The organism is Paenarthrobacter sp. TA1.8 (genome assembly GCF_048595705.1).
GTDB lineage: Bacteria > Actinomycetota > Actinomycetes > Actinomycetales > Micrococcaceae > Arthrobacter > Arthrobacter nitroguajacolicus.
The window spans coordinates 2,223,840-2,243,113 of record NZ_CP184287.1 but is presented as its reverse complement, the minus strand read 5'-3'; the positions used below and the strand labels follow the sequence as shown (position 1 = coordinate 2,243,113).

The window sequence follows — 19,274 nt, the reverse complement described above, 5'->3', positions numbered from 1 at the left end:
GGTGAACCGGAGTCCCGGTCCACAAGCAAACGAGGGAGCCTGTTTACGCTCTCCTCCACCAATTACGTACTTCATGAGGAGAACAGCGTGAACAGGCTTCAACAAGCACTGGACAGCTTGCTCGACCGGATCGATACTCCGGCGCCGATCGTGTTGGTCGATGTGATGCAAGAAAATATCGATCGCATGCAAGCCTTCGCCACCCTGCGCAATCTCGACGTCAGGCCGCACGTTAAGACGCACAAGTGTGTCGAAATCGGCCGGCGCCAGGTAAAAGCCGGTGCTGTCGGAATCACCGCAGGCAATGTGGGTGAGGCAGAGGTGTTTGCTGCGGCTGGCTTCGATGACATTTTCATCGCCTACCCGATCTGGCCTTCAGGGACCAAGGGCGTGCGGATCCGAAAACTTGCCGTCACCACCCGGCTAAGGGTCGGCGTCGATAATTTTGCGGCAGTCGATGCCCTGGCAGATGCGATGGGCTCTGAAGCCGGGCGTCTGGAAGTCGTGATTGAGGTCGACTGCGGTGCCCGCCGTTCCGGCGCACCGCCCGAGGCAGCCGGCGACCTCGCCGTTGCCGCCCGCAAGAGAGGCCTGGTACCGGTAGGCGTCTTCACCTACCCGGGCCATGGCAGTTCCCGCCGGGAAGCCCGAAAGCAAGCCGCAATGGATCAGGAAGCCGCGCTAACCGACGCCGTGCGCAGCTTCAACGGCGCAGGCATCACAGCCGATGTGGTCAGCGCGGGCTCCACTCCCACCATCGAATACGCAACCAGCAGCATCATCACCGAGATCCGGCCCGGCGAATACGTCTTCAACGACCTCAACAACACCAGGTTAGGTGCCTGCACAGAGGATCAAATCGCACTGTTCGTCGCTGGCACGGTAGTCAGCGATTGGGTTCCCGATCAAGTCATCCTCGACGTAGGCACCAAGGCACTCAGTCGGGAGGGCAATGCTGAGATCGGTTACGGTTCCGTCGCCGGTACCCAGGCAGTGCTGTCCAAGCTCAACGAGTATCACGGCTTCCTTCCATTGCCCGCCAGCGACTTCAGTCCAGGCATCGGCGCCGTGCTTCCGATCGTGCCCAACCACGTTTGCCCCGTAATCATCAACTTCGAAGAGCTGATCGTCACCGACAGTACGGGCACCTCTCTGGAGCGCTGGAAAGTGGACGCGCGTGGATTCCTCAGCTGATCCATTACCAGCGCTTCACCAAGCACCTACATCACAACGGAGTGACCGACATGAGACTTGAAAAGACCACGGCTGTAGTAACCGGAGCCAGCAGCGGAATCGGCGAGGCAGTGAGTTCACATTTCCGCCGTGAAGGGGCGCGTCTGCTCCTGACTGGCCGCAGGGAACAACTTCACAGCGCCCAGCCAGAGGACCTGTACGTCCCCGGCGACCTCAATGACGAAGCGTTCGTCGAAAGCCTGGCCAGCCAGGCTGCAGAGTCGTTCGGCACTGTGGACGTGGTTGTCCTTAACCACGGACTGCAAGTCAGCGGCCCCCTGATAGGGATGAGCTACGACGACGCGAAGAACGTGCTTCACAGCAACCTGCTCAGCTCGTTCCTGATGATGAAGCACTTCGCACCCCTGATGCCCGCCGCCGGAGGCTCGTTCGTCCTGGTCAGCTCACGGCTCGGCATAGTGGGCAAGCCCGATGAAGTCATGTACTCCGCCGCCAAGGGCGGCCTCATCATGTTGGCCAAGGGCGCCGCCATCGAGTGGGCTTCACGGAACATCCGCGTCAACGTCGTCGCCCCCGGGCTGACTGTGACCCCTGTCATCGAGGCATCGTTCCAACGCAGGGATGACCCCGAAGCCTACCGTCGGCAGCGCGAAGGCCAAATCCCGCTCCAACGCCTCGCCACCCCCGAAGAGATCGCCGACGCCATCCTCTTCATGGCGTCACCGGAATCCTCGTACATCACCGGAGCAGTACTCCCCGTCGACGGCGGCTACACCGCCTTCTGATCACCGTTTCCACCCAAAGAAGGATCAACAATGACAACCGTCGCGGCAGCACCCCGAAACGGAGACCTCGGCTTCTGGATGGCCGGTCTCGAAAACAAGCGCCACGCCTACCCACACTTCGCAGGAGACCAAGCCGTAGACCTGGCCATTGTCGGGGGCGGCTACACGGGCCTGTGGGCAGCGTACTTCGCCAAGAAGCTCGAGCCCTCACTCACGGTGGCCGTTTTTGAAGCAGAGCAGATAGGCTACGGCGCCTCCGGCCGGAACGGCGGCTGGCTCTCTGCCATGCCGGCAGGAAACCGCGCCAGGTTCGCCCGCACATCCAACGGAGGCGTCGAGGCCAGCCGCGCCTTGCAGCGGGAGTTCGTCGCCGGCGTCGACGCTGTCCTGGAGATCCTGCGCTCTGAAGGCATAGATGCAGATCAGCACAAGAGCGGCGCGCTGGTCGCTGCCCACACAGAAGCCGGGCTTGGGCGGCTGGTCGCCAGACGTGACGCCGACTGGAAGTACGGATTGACCGAAGACGATGTCTATCTGATCGGCCGTGAAGACTTCCGGAAACACATCAACATCTCCACCGTCCACGGCGGCCTCGTCTACAAGCACTGCGCCCGGCTTAACCCGGCAAAACTCGTCTACGGACTCGCCGACACCCTCACCTCCATGGGGGTCAGCATCTACGAGGGCAGCCGCGTCAGCAGCATCAACGGCAACACCCTCACCCTCGACAGCGGGCGGGTTACTGCGACAAAGACCTTCATCTGCACCGAGGGCTACTCCGGAGCACTGCTCGGCAACAGGAGCCTGATACCAATAAACTCCTCGATGATCGTCACCAAGCCGTTGTCAGACCAAGCGTGGCAGCAGATCGGCTGGAATGGCCCGCAGTGCCTCAGCGATTCCGCGCACACCTTCATCTATTCGCAACGAACAGCGGACGGGCGCATCGCCATCGGCGGCCGAGGCAAACCTTACCGCTACGGCTCGGGGACGGGCGGCGCAGGCTCAACCCCCCAGTCCACGGTTGATCTGCTGTCCACCAAGCTTCGTTCGTTTTTCCCGGAGATCGACTTCGACGTGGATCATGCCTGGTCCGGAGTTCTGGGCGTTACGCGCGACTGGAACGGCGGCGTCCAATGGGATCAAACAGCCGGGATCGGTTCGTCTACCGGTTATGCAGGGCACGGCGTGACCGCAGCGTTCCTGGGCGGCAGAACCTTGGTGGAACTGGCCTTCGAACAAAAGACCGAACGAACGTCCCTTCCCTGGGTGGGATACCGGGCACGAAAGTGGGAACCCGAACCCATCCGCTGGCTTGGAGTCCACAGCATGTACAGCCTCTTCGGCCTTGCAGACACGTGGGAAGAGCACCGGGATTCCACCAAGACGTCATTGCTGGCCAAATTCGGCAGCAGGCTCGCCGGGCTTCACGAATAGGCCGCCGCTACATCTGACACTTGAAGGAGTGAACAACCCATGGATGGAAAACTCGCAGTCATTGGACTGGGCAGCATTGGCAGCATGGCCTTGTGGCAGGCCTCTCGGCTGACTGACGCCGTCACCGGGTTCGAGGCACACTCACCCGCCCACGGTAGAAGTGCCGTGGGTGGTGACACCCGTCTGTTCCGCATGATCTACCTCGGCTCCCCCAGCCTCTACCCCATCTTGGAACGCTCCCGTGATCTTTGGGCTGAACTGGAAGCGGAAACGGGACAGGACATCCTCACGCGGTGCGGCGGACTGTCCATTGGCACCGCAAACGGCTTTTACATCAACAGGCTCCTGCAAACTGCGCATCTCAACGGGGCTGCCCACGAAATTCTCAGTCGCGAAGACCTCACCGAACGTTATCCGCAGCACAAGCTCCGCGCAGATGACGTCGCAGTCTACGACCCGAATGCAGGGGTCCTGCGCACGGACCGGGCTGTCACTGCCGCTATCGGCGCCGCGGAAGCCAATGGGACTACCGTGCACATCAACACCCCGATCGACAGCATCAGCGAAACCGATGATGGCGTTGTCATCACCTCAGGCAACAGGTCCTGGAGCTTCGAGAACGTCATCGTCGCCTCGGGGGGCTGGTCCCAGCGACTCATGCCTGACTATCTTAAGGCGCACACCGAAACACGCAGGGTCTTCCTGTCGTGGTTCGTTGCCCGCGATGCAGCCCACTTCGCGCCGGAGAAATTCCCCATCTTTAGTCGTATGTACGAGGACCGCGCAATATATGGAGCCCCCACCGTCGACGGGGTAACAGTCAAGGCCACCTTGGATGGCCGGGGAACAGTGACCGGTGATCCCGACGTCTTCCCCAGGGAACTTTCTGAAGCCGAAATCGCCGAAACCTTGGAAACGGTCTCGGACTTCATCCCGGGCCTGATTCCCACCATTGTCCGCTCAGACGCGTTTCCGGACCTCTATACCAAGGACCGCAACCCGCTGTTGGGATGGATTAGCAAATCAAGCCGGATCTATTTCGCCACAGGCTTCTCCGGAGGCGGATTCAAGAACGCCACCGGGTACGGCCACATCGCCGCGCATGAAGCGCTCGGTAAACAACCCATCGAAGGTCTGGATTTCGTGCGCCCGGAACGGTTCAGGACCGCCTAATTCCAGCCATAACCACTGCCACCACTCCCCACAACCTGAAAGCGTGAAATGACCACTACATTTGACCCCTCCGCTCTTCGCACTGAGCTATTCATCGACGGTGAATGGCAAGGGGCGGCCAGTTCAGCCACCTTCCCGGTGGAGAATCCAGCCACGAACGAAATTATTGCCCACGTTGCCAACGGTGGCCCTGAGGATGCAGCCCTTGCCATCACAGCAGCTGGGCGGGCACAGGCCGCCTGGGGAAAGTCCACGCCCCGTGAGCGGGCCGACATCCTTAGGCGGGCCTTCGAGCTCGTGATCGCCAACACCGAACGGTTAGCGGCAATCATGACAGCGGAGATGGGCAAGCCCCTTTCAGAAGCCCGGGGCGAAGTGGCCTACGGCGCCGATATGCTCCGCTGGTTCTCCGAAGAAGCTGTCCGCATCAGCGGCGATAGCACCACCGCCACCGACGGCACCACAAGGATCATGATCACCAAAGAACCCATCGGTCCGTGCGTACTGGTTACCCCATGGAATTTCCCGCTTGCCATGGGCGCCCGCAAAATCGCGCCTGCCGTAGCAGCCGGCTGCACCATGGTCTTTAAACCCGCGGCTTTGACTCCGCTCACCTCTCTCGCCCTTGTGGAGATCTTCCGCGAGGCCGGCCTGCCTGATGGGGTATTGAATGTCGTCACCACTTCCAAAGCCTCAAGCGTGGTGGATCACTGGATGAGCAACGGCATCGCCCGCAAGGTAAGCTTCACCGGCTCTACCGAGGTGGGCAAGACATTGCTGCGTCAAGCGGCAACCAACGTCATGCGTTCCTCCATGGAACTCGGAGGAAACGCCCCCTTCATCGTTCTGGCCGATGCAGACATCGAAAAGGCCGTCGAAGGCGCGCTGAAAGCCAAAATGCGCAACATGGGCGAAGCCTGCACCGCCGCGAACCGCTTCTTCGTACACCGTTCCGTCGTCGAAGAATTTGCCGAAAAGTTCTCTAAAAGGATGTCGGAACTTCAGGTGGGCAACGGCGCTGAGGCTGGTACCGACGTCGGACCCCTCATCGACCGAAAAGGCTTGGAGAAGGTCGAAAGCCTGGTGGCTGACGCCGTCAGCAAGGGTGCACGTATCCTAACCGGCGGCAGACGCCCGGAAGGTCCCGGCTATTTCTACTCCCCCACGGTGCTGGTGGATGTGGCTCTGGACTCCGATCTGATGAGTACGGAGATCTTCGGTCCGGTGGCTGCGATCACGCCTTTCGACAGCGAGGAAGAAGTTCTTCGCCTTGCCAACGACACTGATTGGGGCCTGGTGGGCTACGTGTTCACCGAGAGCGTTGATAAAGGCATGCAGTTCTCCTCTCAGCTTGAGGTAGGCATGGTCGGCCTCAACACCGGGCTTGTTTCCAACCCGGCGGCACCCTTTGGTGGCGTCAAGCAATCCGGCCTTGGCCGGGAAGGTGGAAAAGTAGGCATCGACGAATACCTGGAGCACAAGTACACGGCGCTGGCGGTATAATCGACAATCGACGAGGAGGCGCACGGTGGATCGCAGGTTTGAGTGGCAGGAACAGCGGACGACCACGCCGGATGGCGTCTATCGTGTGCTCCGTTCCGCGATCCTGGACGGAACCGTCTCCCCCGGTGAACAACTGCGCGAAACGCACATCGCCGCGGATCTCGGCATTAGTCGTTCGCCACTGCGTGAGGCGTTGACCAAGCTTGAAGAAGAAGGCCTCGTGGTAAAGGTGCCCTTCCGGGGGTCATTCGTCGTGGAGGTAAGTGCTCGGGATGTTGCCGAGATCGCATCGATCCGCATGCTTGTTGAACCTTATGCTGCTGAGCTTGCTGCCCCGACACTGCGGGATGCGGAACGGCTTCGCCTCAAACAAACCATCGAGGAATTTTACCGGGCAACGGACACAAACGATATCCCGGCGAGCATTGATGCCCACCTTCGCTTCCATCGGCTGTTCTACGAATTCTCCGGAAACTCAGCACTACAAAGTCTCTGGAATGGTTGGGAGAACAAGCTGCGCCTCTACTTCGCCGCGGATCACCCCACTTACAGCGACCTCCATCAAATTGCCGTTGAACACGACAAGTTGGCAGAGCTTGCTTTGGTGGGCGACATCGAGGGCTACCGCAAGGAAATGCTGAGCCAATTCCACAATGCGCTGGGCGCTCAAGCCACGGACCCTGCCTGACGTCCAGCGGATGATCCAGGAAGCCCTGCCAGCAAAACCGCTGCTTGACTTCCAACTTTTCTGCCGGCCACTACCCCTTGGCCATTTCCCCTCCTGAAAGCGCTGCCTTTTAAGTTGCAGCTCAACTGTTGAACTGTTGACAATCGCGGATAAAGAGCGTTTCATAGCACTAGAGCCGAGACCTAAGTCACATCTCGCCAAAGCACGAGATTCCCCTTCGCCTGTCCCACCGATGCGGCACGCGGAAGCAATTAAGAAACGTACTTCAGGCGGCATTGCCCCTGATTCCTTGAAGGGAAACAACATGAAGACCAACCATAAACTCCAGACCGCGGCGACAGGGCTTGCTGTCCTGCTGGCCGTGAGCGCTTGCGGCGGCACGGCCGCCGGCAGCCAGGCCACGGACATCCCCAAAACCCAGAACACCCGCGACATCTCAGAAGGCGTCCAGGCAGACCCCGACGCTGCCGCGCTGCTACCCGAGTCCTACAAGGCTAAAGGCGAGCTCACAGTCGCGATGGACCTCAGTTCCCCGCCCATGACATTCCTCGCCGAGGACAACACCACACCCATCGGCGTGAACCCGGACCTCGCCCGCCTGGTAGCAAAAAAGCTCGGACTGAAACTGAAGTTCGAAAACACCGCTTTCGACACCATCATCCCCGGCATCGACGGCGGCCGCTTCGATTTCACTGCCACCACCATGTCCGCCACCGAAGAACGCCTCAAGGTCCTGGACATGATCAACTACCTCAAAGGCGGCTCCGCCATCGCCGTACCTGTAGGCAACCCGCAGAACCTGACCAACGACACCCTCTGCGGCAAGAATATCGCCGTCACCAAAGGCTCCACACAGCAACTCAAACACCTGCCTAACGTCTCCAAATGGACCTGCGAAGAGAAAGGCAAACCGGCCATCAATGCAGTAACACTGCCCAATGTCCAGGAAGCCCTGACCCAACTGGACTCCAAACGTATGGACGGTGTCTTCTACGACGCCAGCGGCCTGGCGTGGGCACAAGTCCAACAACCAGACCACTTCGTCATGCTTGAACCCAGAATGGACACCCGCACCAACACCAACGTCGCCATGGGTCTGAAAAAGGGATCACCCCTAACGCCAGCACTGCAAAAAGCCATCCAGTCCGTCCTCGAAACCCCCCAATACAAGCAATCCCTGGACTACTGGGGCCTCCACGAATCAGCCATCACCGAAGCGGCCATCCGCTGAGAAAGCTCTCCGATGAAGCAAGTGATTTTGGAAAGAAGCAAAGTGATGAGCGGTTTGGATTCGGCGTTGAAGCCGCGGTTGAAGCGGCGCAGCACGTTTGAGTACGTTTCCTGGGTCGTGTGCATCCTGGTCGGGATCGGTGTCCTGAGTTCGGTCGCGACTAACCCGAACTTCAAATGGGACGTCGTCGCGAAATACTTCACGCACGAATCGATCCTCCGCGGGCTGATGCTCACCATCTTCCTCACCGTGGCCAGCATGGCCCTGGGCACCCTCCTGGGACTGGGCCTGGCCATCATGCGGGCCTCCACCATCAAACCCATCGCCGCCCTCGCAGGGGTCTACATCACGATCTTCCGCGGAACCCCGGTCCTGGTCCAACTGATCTTTTGGTTCAACCTCTCCGCCCTCTACCCGAACCTAAGCATCGGCATCCCCTTCACCGACATCGGCACCGCGATCGACACCAACGCCCTCATGGGCCCCATCACCGCAGCCCTGATCGGCCTGACCCTGAACGAAGCCGCCTACATGGCCGAAATCATCCGCGGCGGATTCTCCTCAGTGGGCAAAGGCCAAATCGAAGCCGCCGACTCCCTGGGCATGAGCGGAGCCATGAAAATGCGCAAAGTCATCATCCCCCAAGCCATGCCCTCGATCATCCCCGCCACCGGCAACCAAGTCATCGGCATGTTCAAAGGCACCTCCCTGGTCTCCGTCCTCGGCGTAGCAGAACTCCTCCAAAGCGCCCAACTCATCTACGCCCGCACCTACGAAACCATCCCCCTGCTCATCGTCGCCAGCCTCTGGTACCTGGTCATGACCATGCTCCTGAGCTACCCCCAATCAAAACTCGAACAAAAATACTCCCACACCTCCGCCCGGATCCCCCGCAAAGCCCGCAAAGTGACACTCACCGCACCGGAAGGCATCGCACGATGAACGCTGACGGCACCATCCACGCCCAAAAAATCCGCAAATCCTTCGGACCAAAAACAGTCCTCAAAGACGTCGACCTCGACATCGCCAGCGGAGAAATCTGCTGCATCATCGGCCCCTCCGGCTCCGGCAAATCCACCCTCCTACGCTGCATCAACGGCCTCGAAACCGTCGACTCCGGCATCCTCAAAGTCAACGGCGAAGACTTCGGCTACTACGAAACCGACACCGCCTACCACGCACTCCCCCCCAAAAAACTCGCCCAACAACGCACCCGCGTCGGCATGGTCTTCCAATCCTTCAACCTCTTCCCCAACATGACCGCCCGCGACAACGTCATGGCAGGACCCGTCCTGGTCAAACACGCCGACAAAAAACAATCAGCCAAACAAGCCCAGGAACTCCTCACCAGCGTCGGCCTCGAAGCCTTCGGAGACCGCTACCCAGCCGAACTCTCCGGCGGCCAACAACAACGCGTCGCCATCGCCCGCTCCCTGGCCATGAACCCCGAAATCATCCTCTTCGACGAACCCACCTCCGCCCTGGACCCCGAAAAAGTCGGCGAAGTCCTCAACGTCATGCAAGACCTCGCCAAAAAAGGCATGACCATGGTCGTCGTCACCCACGAAATGGGCTTCGCCCGCGAAGTAGCCGACTCCCTGATCTTCATGGACGAAGGCAACGTCGTAGAACGCGGCGACGCCCGCGAAATCCTCACCAACCCCAAAGAACCCCGCACCCAAACCTTCCTCAAACAGGTCCTCTAACCATGGACGTCTCCCATTGTCATCGAAAAGGTGGTCTACAGCACTACAGTTGATATCACCTGTAGCATGAAGCCATGGTTGAGCAGATAAAAATTGTCCATTCATCTACGGTGCAGCAGGTCGCAGATGGCCTCACCGCGATGATCCTCAGCGGAGGTCTAAAACCCGGTGAACGCTTGAGGGAGAGCCTGCTCGCCGAGAATTTGGGGCTTTCCAGGAATACTGTTCGCGAGGCCGTCCGCATAGTCCAAGCGGGCGGTCTCATTCGTCATCGTGCGAACCAGGGCGCAATCGTGTGGGATCCCACGGACGCTGAGATAATGGACGTCTATAACGCGAGATATCACCTGGAAACCACGGCGGCACGGAGCATTTCCGAAACCACGTCCATGGATGAAGTGCATGCAGCCATGGAGGAATTCCGCTTGGTCTTGAAAAGCGGAGACCCTTTCAAAATTGTCGAGAAGGACCTTGCGGTTCACAGTGCGATTGTAGGACTGCTCGGAAGCCAAAAATTGCGGATCTTCTATCAGCAACTGGTGACCGAATTGCGGTACTTCATGTTTGTGCTGTCAATTGAGAACCATGAGTACGAGGATCCGGACTCACTGGAAGCTGAGCACCAGAACATCGTTGATGCGCTCGACTCCCGCGACCCCGTCCTGGCCGAAAAGGTCATCTCGGACACGATCATCCAGTATCGGGAATCAATTCGTCAGGTTGTCGCCCAGAGACATTCAGCCAACTAGGGCAACGTCAAGCCCGACCTGGACGTTCCCAGGCCGGGCTTGATGGTTTAGCAACGGTCTTTGGAGCCCAGCCTCTTAGAGGCCGAGGTAGTGGTTAATCTCGTCCAATGACTTCACAGAGTTGTAGTCGTAGCCCCCAGTAATGGGGTCATAACCACGGTCCAGCACCCACAGGTTACGGAAGCCCATGTCGTGCATGGGATGCATGTCATACCGCGTGTGCGAGGCGATGTGCAGGAAGTCCTCCGGCCTGGCATTCAGGGTGTCCAGCATGAATTCGAAGGCCTGGTATCGAGGCTTGTAAGCCTGGGCCTGCTCAGCGGTTAAGACTGCATGGTAATCGGCGCCGAGTTTGGGAATGCTGATGTCCAGGAAGCTGTCGTCAGCATTGGACAGAGCCACTAACTTGTAGTTATCGCCCATGAGTTTCAACGGAGCCGGCACATCGTCGTGGGCGCTAAAGCCGCGGACCGCCTCCGCGAATACCGCACCTGCACCAGGGGTCGACCCGATGCCGAAGAACTTGCAGACCCTATCGAAGGAATTCTGAAGGATCTGTTCATAGGGTTTGTAATCGCCGAGAACTTCGTCGAATCGGTACCCGCGGAACACCTTCTTGAACGCGGGCCACTGCTCGTCAGGCAAGCGGCCCGCGAGAAGCTGGCGGGTGGTGAAATCAGTATCCCAGTTGATCAACGTGCCGTAGATGTCAAAGGAGATGTACTTCGGCCGTGAATTGCTGTCTGCCATGAGTCGTCCGTTCTTTGTGTGTCCGTAGGTCCAGAGGCCGTTCATGCGGCGGCCTCTCCGGTGGAAATGCCAACGCCCCAGGACTTCGTCATCCTGATCGTTACAGCGCTATGGGTCGAGACTAAGACTGCGTCGCTCAAATTGTCAACAGTTCTACAGTTGACCCGTAGCCCTATCACTGGCATCCTTGTATAACTGTTGAACAGCAAATGAGGCCGTTCAATGTTCACCCATTCCCCGCTGGACGGCAGGAGCCTAAGACATGGATGTCACTACCGATTCTGCCTTTATCGAAGCCGTGGCATCGGAAAGCGGGCTTCTAACTTCGCAGTCACAGCTCACGGACCCCAACGTCTTGGAGCTACTTCAACAGTTCTACGAACTAAAGGGAACGCTTATACGTATTCCAACGGAGAAAGATGACACCTTCAGACTCCACGACGGAGAAGAAACGTACTTGGTCAAGGTCTCACCAGCCGATGAGGATCCGCTGATTGTCGAACTGCAGACGGCATGCATGGAGCATTTGGAGCGGACCGCCCCTGAACTTCCCGTACAGCGTCTCGTGAGGAGCCGCAGCGGGAATCCTCAAGTCCTCCTCGCGGCAACCGATGGTCCTTTTAGCCGCGTACTGCGGGTAATGCGCTTCATGCCTGGAGCGCTCCTGGCCAACCATTCGGCGTCGGCAGGCCAGCTTCAATCAGTGGGCTCAAGCCTTGCCCAACTTGGCCTTGCCTTACAGGGTTTTGACCATCCCCGCGCCGACCGGATGCTCCTTTGGGACCTTAAACACTTCCACCGGCTGCGTCCTTTGCTTGACTACATCGATGAGAAGCAGAGACGCGGACTGGCCGAGCAGATTTTCGATCAGTTCGATGCAAAGGTCGCTCCTCTTCTGGATACCCTCTCCACCCAGGTTGTCCACGGGGATTTCAGCCCCTTCAACGTTCTGGTCGATCCGCATAAGCCAGACTATGTGGCCGGGATTATCGACTTTGGGGATGTTGTACGAACCCCCGTGATCTTCGATCTCAGCGTGACTATGGCAAATCTTCTGGGGGCGGTTCCCGAGAGTCCTTGGGAACAGGCTCTCCACGTCATGGATGGCTTCCTAAGCATCCGCCCGCTGCCTGCCCGGGAGCTGGAAGCCCTTATTGTCTCAGCCAAGGCCCGCCTCCTGCTGCGGGCCCTGATAACGCAGTGGCGGGCCAGCCAGCTTCCCCAAAGACGGGACTACCTTCTCTCCCATTCAAAGCCGGACTGGGAACGTCTGGCCTTCACAGCTGCAGTGCCCGCACCAAAACTCCACACCACCACCTGAACCCGACCCACCAGCATTCAAGGAGACATCGTGAGCAACGCTCCCCAGACCATTCGCAAGCCATCCCGGGCCATGATCAACGGCTTTGACCCGAACCGCCTCAATGAACTCCCGGAGCAGATGCAGAAAAGCATTCGACGCCGGGACCAAAGCCTGGGACCGAGCTACCGGCTTTTCTATGACGAACCCTTGGAAATCGTTCGTGGCAAGGGCGTGACGCTGTTCGACCGGGACGGCAATGACTACCTCGACGTCTACAACAACGTTCCGTCCGTCGGCCACGCCCACCCTCGTGTCATCGAAGCCGTGCACCAGCAGATGCAGACGCTGAACACCAACACCCGCTACGTCCAGGAGTCCATTCTCGAATACTCCGAACAGCTGCTTGCTACATTCCCTGCCGAACTTGGCCATGTCATGTTCACTTGCACCGGGTCCGAAGCCAACGATTTGGCCATGCGCGTCGCCAAGTATGCAACGGGAAACCAAGGCATCATCGTCACCTCCGGCGCGTACCACGGGCTCACCGCCGAAGTGTCATCTTTCTCGCCGTCGCTGGGTGTCGGCGTACCGCTGGGCGCGAACGTCCGCGTCATCGACGCGCCGGATGCCCTGCGGCACGCCTCGGACAAAGGCTCCCTGGGGGAGCACCTGAGGGATCAGGTACGTGCCGCCATCGCTGACCTGCACCGGCACGGAATCGGAGTAGCTGCGTTCATTGCCGACAGCATTTTTTCTTCGGACGGTGTTTTCGCCGGGCCGACAGGCTTCCTCCACCCCATCATCGATGAGGTCCATGCTGCGGGCGGCTTGTATATCGCCGATGAAGTGCAGCCGGGCTTTGGCCGTACCGGCCAGGAATGGTGGGGCTTCCAGCGCCACGGAATCGTCCCGGATATCGTGACCATTGGCAAGCCCATGGGCAACGGCATCCCCGTAGCGGCAGCGATTTTCAAGCCCGAACTCCTCGTGGAGTTCGGAAAGAATATCCGGTACTTCAACACGTTCGGCGGGAACTCAGTAGCGATCGCTGCCGCTCAGGCAGTCCTGGATGTCATCCGCGAGGAATCACTCATTGAGAACGCCCTGAAGGTGGGCGGAAAGATCATCTCCGAGCTGAAGAGTCTTTCGCACGGCCTGGAACAGGTCGCAGAAGTTCGCGGTAGCGGTTTCTTTATTGGGGTCGATCTCGTCACCGACCGAGCCACCCTGTCACCCGATGGGGTGGCAGCAACTGAAATTGTTAATTCCTTGCGCCAGGATCGAATTCTCATCTCTGCCTGCGGCGCCCAAGGCAACGTCCTGAAACTGCGCCCACCCATGCCGTTCTCCAGCAGCGATGCTGATCGCCTGATAGAGGGCATGGCCAAGGCATTCACAAACTTGCGCTGATCCCACACTCAACCGGGCGCGACAGACAGCGATCAGGGGCGCCTTCCTCCCGAGGAAGGCGCCCTCGCCTACCGCACCAGACGCAGTTCGAAATACAAGCGTTATTGCGACTCATTCTTGATAGGCTGATGGAGTCCAGCGCCGTTAGATAAGGATCCACCATGGCCAGCCCCGACATACGGCAGCGAAAGATGAGTCCGACGGCGGCGCGCACCCTTCGTTCGAAACGCACTGGGTTACGTCCTGCAAGGGCTCAACCCGCTCCGCAATTGCTGCTCGCCAGTCAACTCATTTTCAACATCGGCTTCTACGCAGTTGTACCCTTCCTTGCGGTGGCCATGCGAAACGACTTTGGAATGGGCGCGATGGCGATTGGCATCGTCCTGGGGGGCACGCACCTTCGCCCAACAGGGAATGTTCCTGTTCGGTGGGGCGCTTGCAGACCGATGGGGAGCACGTCAGTCCATGATCACGGGATGCCTTGTCCGCATTACCGGATTCTTGCTCCTGGCTTGGGCTGCTGACTTCACCCTGTTCCTGATCGGAGCCGTGGTCACCGGGATAGGCGGGGCATTGTTCTCCCCAGCATTGCAAAGCCTAGTCGGTGCTGCGGCCGGGCGCGGTTCTTCCAAGAACACCGACCGCGCCGGAAGCAATGCCGCCGGGCAGAACAACAGGTCCAGCCTGTTTGCGTTGCTTGTGATCTGTGGAGAAGTAGGCGTTGTTGTGGGTCCGCTGCTGGGATCACTTCTCCTCGCCACAGGCTTCGACACCGCACTGCTGACCGGGGCCGCTGTCTTTGCCCTGATGGCTGTGGTCTTTTGGCTCTTCCTGCCAAAGACCGCCTGCACGACCAAAACTCCTGCCGAACCAACTGGCCGCGTGCCGCCGTCGAACCTCTGGTCCTGCCTGAAGGACAAAAAGTTCATCGGGTTCGCGGCCTTTTTCAGCGTCAACCTGGTGGCGACCAACCAGCTGTACTTCGGACTTCCGGTAGAACTCGAGCGGAGCGGGGCCGGCGCAAGCTCACTGGCGCTCGTCTTTGCCTACGCATCTATTCTGACCATCACTTTGCAGTGGCCAATAGCAGGCCTCATGCGGAAAGCCGGACCCAGGATCGCCCTTCCCCTAGGTTTCGCCTTGCAGTCCCTCGGCTTCGCATCATTGGGAGTTCTGGCGATTTTTCCCCCGCCGAACTGGCTGCCGATCCTTCCAGCCCTAGTGCTGGTGACGGGTACAGCACTGGGCAACATGTGTGTGTTGCCCGTCGCCATGGGCCTGGTCCTGGAGTTCGCGGCTGGACGCCCCACCGGCGCGTACTATGGCTTACTGGCAAGCGCTGGAGGCCTGGCGGTTGTCCTGGGCAACACGGCCCTTGCTCCCCTTTACGAACTCGCCTACACGCCGTCAGCCACCGCCCTCGCTCCCTGGATCTTCCTGTCCGCGCTCGGGGCCATCACAGCTGCGTTCATCCGGCTTTTCGTCCCCACATCTTCCGTGCACCATTCACTTCGACAGGACCTGCATGCTGCCCAAGGTGGGGCAACGCCTCAGAGATAGTCGCTGCCACGTTCACGGGCAATCTCCAGAAGGGTTGAGTGGAAGGCTACCTCAGCGGGCGCATACACCTTGTCCTGGCGCTGGGCCAGAAGAACCCGGCGCAGTGGGGCGTCAGCACCGAGACTTAGGATCCTGACGTCCGGATGTTGCAGGGCCACTGCTGTTTTGGGGACCATCGCCACGCCCATTCCAACGCTGACCATGGCCTGAGCCTCTTGGTAATCATTGGCAAGGAACCCGATGGTCGGCTCAAAGCCGGCGTCGTGGGCGGACCGCTGAAGTACCTCTACTACAGGGTGTGCCTCCGCGCGGACTATCCATGACTCCTTTCGGAGTTCTTTCATGGTCACTTCATCACGGTCCGCCAGAGGGTGCCCCTTGGCCACGAGGATAACCGTGCTCTCCTGGAACACCTCCGTGATCCGAATGGCCTCGTCGTTGAACCGGTTCCAGGGATAGTCCCAGAGCAAGCACAGTCCCGTCACTCCGGACTCCAGGTCTGAGACGAGCTCATCGAAGCGCGCGCTGCGCACGGAGAGGCCAATCGCCGGGTATCGCTTTTTGAACGCGCGGATCACCAATGGCAAGAAGGAACCGGCCAGCGTGGGGAACGTACCCACCGTCAACGAGCCACGCCCCAAACCGGCGATCTGGCCCAGGTCAGACCTCGCTGCTCTCATCTGTCCGACAATTTTCCGAGCATGCCCCGCCAGCACCTGACCCGCCTCAGTGGGAACCACTCCGCGGGATCTGCGGTTGAGGAGGGGTTGCCCTACCTCCTGCTCCAACTTTCGCAGCTGCTGCGAGACGGCTGAGGGCGAATACATCATGATGTCAGCCGCCGCCGTGATCGATCCCTGCTCAACCACCTCCACCAGGAGGGCAAGCCGCCGGATATCGAACAAATCCAAATTCTCATCGTTAAGCAAGGCTTCACCCTTCTCCTTCTTTAGTTCATTCTATGCAGTCTGCTGCTCTGACGAGGGAGTTACGGATGAAATGACAGCATGGCAGCAGCCATCCAAGAATCATTTGGGTCCGTCTCTCAATGAATGAAGAGTTCCTACACTCCCCCTCATATATCCAACATTGTCTTCATATGTGATCCGCATCATTCTCGTAATAGGCCAAAAGTTCACTAAGTGCCACGGGAAAGCAGGGAACACAATGAAGATCGAAGCGGAATGGATGCGCGGGGGCACCAGCAAGTGCTGGGTGTTTGAAACGGACCACTTGGAGAGGGCAGGCGCCGACCTGGACGATCTCCTGCCGCGACTCTTCGGAAGCCCCGATTCCCGGCAGATCGATGGCGTGGGCGGGGCTACTTCAACCACCAGTAAGGCGATGATCCTGAGCCGCCCGGCGGACCAGGACGTGGATGTCGAATTCACTTTCGCCCAAGTGGGCATCGAAGAAGCAGCAGTTGACTGGGGCAGCAACTGCGGGAACTGCTCGGCGGTGGTGGGTCTCTACGCTATCGAGAAAGGGTGGGTAGTGCCCGATGGCGATTCCACCCGGATCGTCACCAGGAATACCAACACGGGCCAGATCATCATTCAGCGGGTTTCAACTCCCGCCGGGGCCCTGCCGATCGTCCCGGATGCACAGATGCCCGGCGTCGTGTTTCCCGGCTACCGGGTGGGCCTCGGATTCCAGAATCCGGCAGGTAAGACCACCGGACTGCTGCTTCCCACCGGCTCTGCGACTGACACGATCGTTGCCGGAGGAACCCACTGGACGGTTTCCATGGTGGATGCCGGCGCACCGGTGGTCATGGTGCGGGCTGAGGAGCTTGGATTGGACACTGCCCGCTATGACACGTGGAAAGCCGGCGTCGAATTGCAACTGGACACCTTGGATATTATCCGTCGCGAGGCAGCCGTCCGGATGGGAATGGCGGCCACTCCCGCTCAGGCCGCGCGGGCTGTTCCCAAGCTCGCAATCATTGGGCCTCCCGAAGGGCCCGAGGCGGAAAATGACGTCAACGTCATGATGCTCTCCATGGGCAAACCGCATCCCGCCCTGGCCATCACCGGCAGCATTGCGCTTACGCTCGCAGCCCGTACGCCCGGCACCGTGCTGAACACCATCACCGGCACCACAGACGAATCAGTTCTGAAACTCAGGACGCCTGCCGGCGTCATCGAAACCTGGAGCGAGGAACAAGACGGGTCCGTCCTGGTGGGCGTCGACCGAACAGCGCGCACCATCGCCTCCAGCATCATTCATCTCCCGGAGACTCTCGGCAACGTCGTCGAAGCCCCACTAGCAACAGCCACTCGATGAGGAGAAAACACCATGGCTAAGACTATTTTCAAACCAGCGCCCGAAGCTGAGAGCGACATCCGGGAAGAACCTTCCCAGCGCCCCAACAACCGCCGCCGTATCCTGCTCATAACGGTTGCCGCTTCTGTCATCCTGGGTCTGGCTGCCATCCTGTTCGGGGGTGTCATCTTCAACCCGGCGGCTACCCCGGAATCGGAGCCGACCATGACAGCCACCCAGATCATCCCGCTGGTAATCCTCGTGGTGATGTTCGTCGTCGCAACGAAATGGCCTTTGAACATCGGCGTCATGGGACTCGTGGCCTCCTTCGGCGTGGGCTACTTCATGCTCGGTATGACCGACAAGGAGATCCTGGCCGATTTCCCCGCCAACATCGTGATCACGATCATTGGTGTCACGTACTTCTTCAGCATGGCCCAGAGGAACGGGACCATAGACATCATCGTCCAGAACTGCGTCCGGCTTGTTCGCGGAAAAACACTGCTTCTGCCGTGGGTATTCTTCCTCCTGGCAGCATCACTCACTGCTTTGGGCACGTTCTCTCCCGCCGCCGTAGCGCTACTGGCACCCGCCGCAATCGGACTGGCCTACGAATCGCGCATCCACCCGGTCCTCATGGGCGCCTTCATCATCAACGGAGCTCACGCCGGCGGTTTCTCCCCGCTCTCTGTGGCCGGCGTTCTGGTGCATGACATCGCTGTGAAGAACGGCTTCCCGATCTCCCAAGGCGCGCTTTTCGGAGCGAGCTTCGCGCTGAATCTCATCCTGTCAGTCCTCACCGTGGTCCTCTTCGCCCTCCTGGGCAAACTTCGCGACGGCGCTGCCGGCCAGCGCGCCGACCTCGAGGCACGGGCCACCCGGCCTCACGGCCAGCAGATCCTCACCTTGGGACTCATCGTGGCCATGCTCGTCTGCGCTTTGGGCTTCCACATGCCGATCGGCTTCGTCGCGCTCTCAGCGGGACTCCTGCTGGCGTTGGTCAACATCAAGGAGCACCAGACGTTCATCGGTGGAGTCTCCTGGTCCACCGTACTGCTCGTCGCCGGCATGATCACCTACGTTTCCCTCCTTCAGCACGTCGGAGTCATCGATACCCTCGCCGAGCAAGCCCTTGCACTCGGAGCACCGCTCCTCATCGCCTTGGTGCTCTGCTACGTGATCGGTGTCGGCTCCGCCTTCGCCTCGTCCACCGCACTCCTGACGGCCTTCATCCCCTTGGCCGGTCCACTGCTTGCGACGAGCTCACTCAGTGCGTCGGGGACAGTGGCTGCCCTCGCCATCGCAGCAACTGTCGTTGACGTATCGCCGTTTTCCACCGACGGAGCACTGGTGGTAGCCAACGCCCGTGAAGACGACCGTCAGCGCGTCTACAAACAGCTGATGATGTACGCAGGCGGAGTAGTCCTGGTAGCACCCGCACTTGCCTGGGCGCTGCTGGTTCCCACGGGCATCATGTAGCTCCGGGTGGATACACGCCGACGAAACAGTTCGGCAAACGT

Annotated in this window: 17 protein-coding genes; 15 read left to right on the top strand and 2 right to left on the bottom strand. The window is 59.6% G+C overall.

The genetic code is table 11. The features are described from left to right. The first annotated feature begins 87 nt into the window (after nt 1-87). The 10 genes from ACNAOT_RS10345 to ACNAOT_RS10300 all read left to right on the top strand — a co-directional run bounded on the left by ACNAOT_RS10345 (nt 88) and on the right by ACNAOT_RS10300 (nt 10,466). The gene (locus ACNAOT_RS10345; protein WP_420180969.1) at nt 88-1,194 is read left to right on the top strand and encodes an alanine racemase; all 1,107 of its coding nucleotides are present in this window, start codon (nt 88-90) and stop codon (nt 1,192-1,194) included. Nucleotides 1,195-1,244: 50 nt separating this feature from the next. Then, on the top strand, nt 1,245-1,979 hold the full coding sequence (locus ACNAOT_RS10340) for an SDR family NAD(P)-dependent oxidoreductase (RefSeq protein WP_420180968.1): 735 nt from the start codon (nt 1,245-1,247) through the stop codon (nt 1,977-1,979). Nucleotides 1,980-2,009: 30 nt separating this feature from the next. Next, entirely contained in the window at nt 2,010-3,416 is a 1,407-nt protein-coding gene (locus ACNAOT_RS10335; protein WP_420180967.1) for an NAD(P)/FAD-dependent oxidoreductase, read from the top strand. 39 nt (nt 3,417-3,455) lie between these two features. Next, a complete protein-coding gene (locus ACNAOT_RS10330; RefSeq protein ID WP_420180966.1) occupies nt 3,456-4,589 on the top strand; it encodes an FAD-dependent oxidoreductase in 1,134 nt (377 codons plus the stop codon). A gap of 48 nt (nt 4,590-4,637) precedes the next feature. Continuing rightward, the gene (locus ACNAOT_RS10325; protein ID WP_420180965.1) at nt 4,638-6,092 is read left to right on the top strand and encodes an NAD-dependent succinate-semialdehyde dehydrogenase; all 1,455 of its coding nucleotides are present in this window, start codon (nt 4,638-4,640) and stop codon (nt 6,090-6,092) included. A gap of 25 nt (nt 6,093-6,117) precedes the next feature. Next, complete coding sequence (locus ACNAOT_RS10320; protein WP_420180964.1) at nt 6,118-6,780, top strand: GntR family transcriptional regulator; 663 nt, start codon at nt 6,118-6,120, stop codon at nt 6,778-6,780. A 304-nt stretch (nt 6,781-7,084) separates the two neighbouring features. Next, complete coding sequence (locus ACNAOT_RS10315) at nt 7,085-8,011, top strand: ABC transporter substrate-binding protein (RefSeq protein WP_420180963.1); 927 nt, start codon at nt 7,085-7,087, stop codon at nt 8,009-8,011. Between the two features lie 45 nt (nt 8,012-8,056). Continuing rightward, entirely contained in the window at nt 8,057-8,953 is an 897-nt protein-coding gene (locus tag ACNAOT_RS10310) for an amino acid ABC transporter permease (RefSeq protein ID WP_420180962.1), read from the top strand. After that, nucleotides 8,950-9,717, top strand: coding sequence for an amino acid ABC transporter ATP-binding protein (locus tag ACNAOT_RS10305; RefSeq protein ID WP_420180961.1), 768 nt, complete (start codon nt 8,950-8,952; stop codon nt 9,715-9,717). Before ACNAOT_RS10310 ends, ACNAOT_RS10305 begins: the two co-directional genes overlap by 4 nt. 74 nt (nt 9,718-9,791) lie before the next feature. Further along, on the top strand, nt 9,792-10,466 hold the full coding sequence (locus ACNAOT_RS10300) for a GntR family transcriptional regulator (RefSeq protein WP_420180960.1): 675 nt from the start codon (nt 9,792-9,794) through the stop codon (nt 10,464-10,466). A gap of 75 nt (nt 10,467-10,541) precedes the next feature. On the opposite strand, the gene ACNAOT_RS10295 is transcribed toward ACNAOT_RS10300, so the two are convergent. Beyond that, nucleotides 10,542-11,261, bottom strand: a complete 720-nt coding sequence (locus ACNAOT_RS10295; RefSeq protein ID WP_420180959.1) for a haloacid dehalogenase type II — start codon at nt 11,259-11,261, stop codon at nt 10,542-10,544. 217 nt (nt 11,262-11,478) lie between these two features. On the opposite strand from ACNAOT_RS10295, the gene ACNAOT_RS10290 reads away from it, so the two are divergent. The 3 genes from ACNAOT_RS10290 to ACNAOT_RS10280 all read left to right on the top strand — a co-directional run bounded on the left by ACNAOT_RS10290 (nt 11,479) and on the right by ACNAOT_RS10280 (nt 15,489). Continuing rightward, the gene (locus ACNAOT_RS10290; RefSeq protein WP_420180958.1) at nt 11,479-12,537 is read left to right on the top strand and encodes a phosphotransferase; all 1,059 of its coding nucleotides are present in this window, start codon (nt 11,479-11,481) and stop codon (nt 12,535-12,537) included. A 30-nt stretch (nt 12,538-12,567) separates the two neighbouring features. Further along, complete coding sequence (locus ACNAOT_RS10285; RefSeq protein ID WP_420180957.1) at nt 12,568-13,929, top strand: aspartate aminotransferase family protein; 1,362 nt, start codon at nt 12,568-12,570, stop codon at nt 13,927-13,929. A gap of 372 nt (nt 13,930-14,301) precedes the next feature. Next, on the top strand, nt 14,302-15,489 hold the full coding sequence (locus ACNAOT_RS10280; RefSeq protein ID WP_420180956.1) for an MFS transporter: 1,188 nt from the start codon (nt 14,302-14,304) through the stop codon (nt 15,487-15,489). Here the strand turns inward: ACNAOT_RS10280 and ACNAOT_RS10275 are convergent. Further along, nucleotides 15,480-16,418, bottom strand: coding sequence for a LysR substrate-binding domain-containing protein (locus ACNAOT_RS10275; protein ID WP_420180955.1), 939 nt, complete (start codon nt 16,416-16,418; stop codon nt 15,480-15,482). The genes ACNAOT_RS10280 and ACNAOT_RS10275 overlap by 10 nt on opposite strands. Before the next feature lie 238 nt (nt 16,419-16,656). On the opposite strand from ACNAOT_RS10275, the gene ACNAOT_RS10270 reads away from it, so the two are divergent. Then, nucleotides 16,657-17,775, top strand: coding sequence for a PrpF domain-containing protein (locus ACNAOT_RS10270; RefSeq protein WP_420180954.1), 1,119 nt, complete (start codon nt 16,657-16,659; stop codon nt 17,773-17,775). A 12-nt stretch (nt 17,776-17,787) separates the two neighbouring features. After that, nucleotides 17,788-19,233 (top strand): SLC13 family permease, encoded by a 1,446-nt coding sequence (locus ACNAOT_RS10265; protein WP_420180953.1) that lies wholly within the window; start codon nt 17,788-17,790, stop codon nt 19,231-19,233. The last annotated feature ends 41 nt before the right edge of the window (nt 19,234-19,274 follow it).

Excerpts from the sequence above, each read along its gene's own strand:
- ACNAOT_RS10340 (WP_420180968.1), top strand. The coding sequence starts at position 1,245 with ATGAGACTTGAAAAGACCACGGCTGTAGTAACCGGAGCCAGCAGCGGA.
- ACNAOT_RS10335 (WP_420180967.1), top strand. The coding sequence starts at position 2,010 with ATGACAACCGTCGCGGCAGCACCCCGAAACGGAGACCTCGGCTTCTGG.
- ACNAOT_RS10330 (WP_420180966.1), top strand. The coding sequence starts at position 3,456 with ATGGATGGAAAACTCGCAGTCATTGGACTGGGCAGCATTGGCAGCATG.
- ACNAOT_RS10325 (WP_420180965.1), top strand. The coding sequence starts at position 4,638 with ATGACCACTACATTTGACCCCTCCGCTCTTCGCACTGAGCTATTCATC.
- ACNAOT_RS10315 (WP_420180963.1), top strand. The coding sequence starts at position 7,085 with ATGAAGACCAACCATAAACTCCAGACCGCGGCGACAGGGCTTGCTGTC.
- ACNAOT_RS10310 (WP_420180962.1), top strand. The coding sequence starts at position 8,057 with ATGAGCGGTTTGGATTCGGCGTTGAAGCCGCGGTTGAAGCGGCGCAGC.
- ACNAOT_RS10305 (WP_420180961.1), top strand. The coding sequence starts at position 8,950 with ATGAACGCTGACGGCACCATCCACGCCCAAAAAATCCGCAAATCCTTC.
- ACNAOT_RS10300 (WP_420180960.1), top strand. The coding sequence starts at position 9,792 with ATGGTTGAGCAGATAAAAATTGTCCATTCATCTACGGTGCAGCAGGTC.
- ACNAOT_RS10295 (WP_420180959.1), bottom strand. The coding sequence starts at position 11,261 with ATGAACGGCCTCTGGACCTACGGACACACAAAGAACGGACGACTCATG.
- ACNAOT_RS10290 (WP_420180958.1), top strand. The coding sequence starts at position 11,479 with ATGGATGTCACTACCGATTCTGCCTTTATCGAAGCCGTGGCATCGGAA.
- ACNAOT_RS10270 (WP_420180954.1), top strand. The coding sequence starts at position 16,657 with ATGAAGATCGAAGCGGAATGGATGCGCGGGGGCACCAGCAAGTGCTGG.
- ACNAOT_RS10265 (WP_420180953.1), top strand. The coding sequence starts at position 17,788 with ATGGCTAAGACTATTTTCAAACCAGCGCCCGAAGCTGAGAGCGACATC.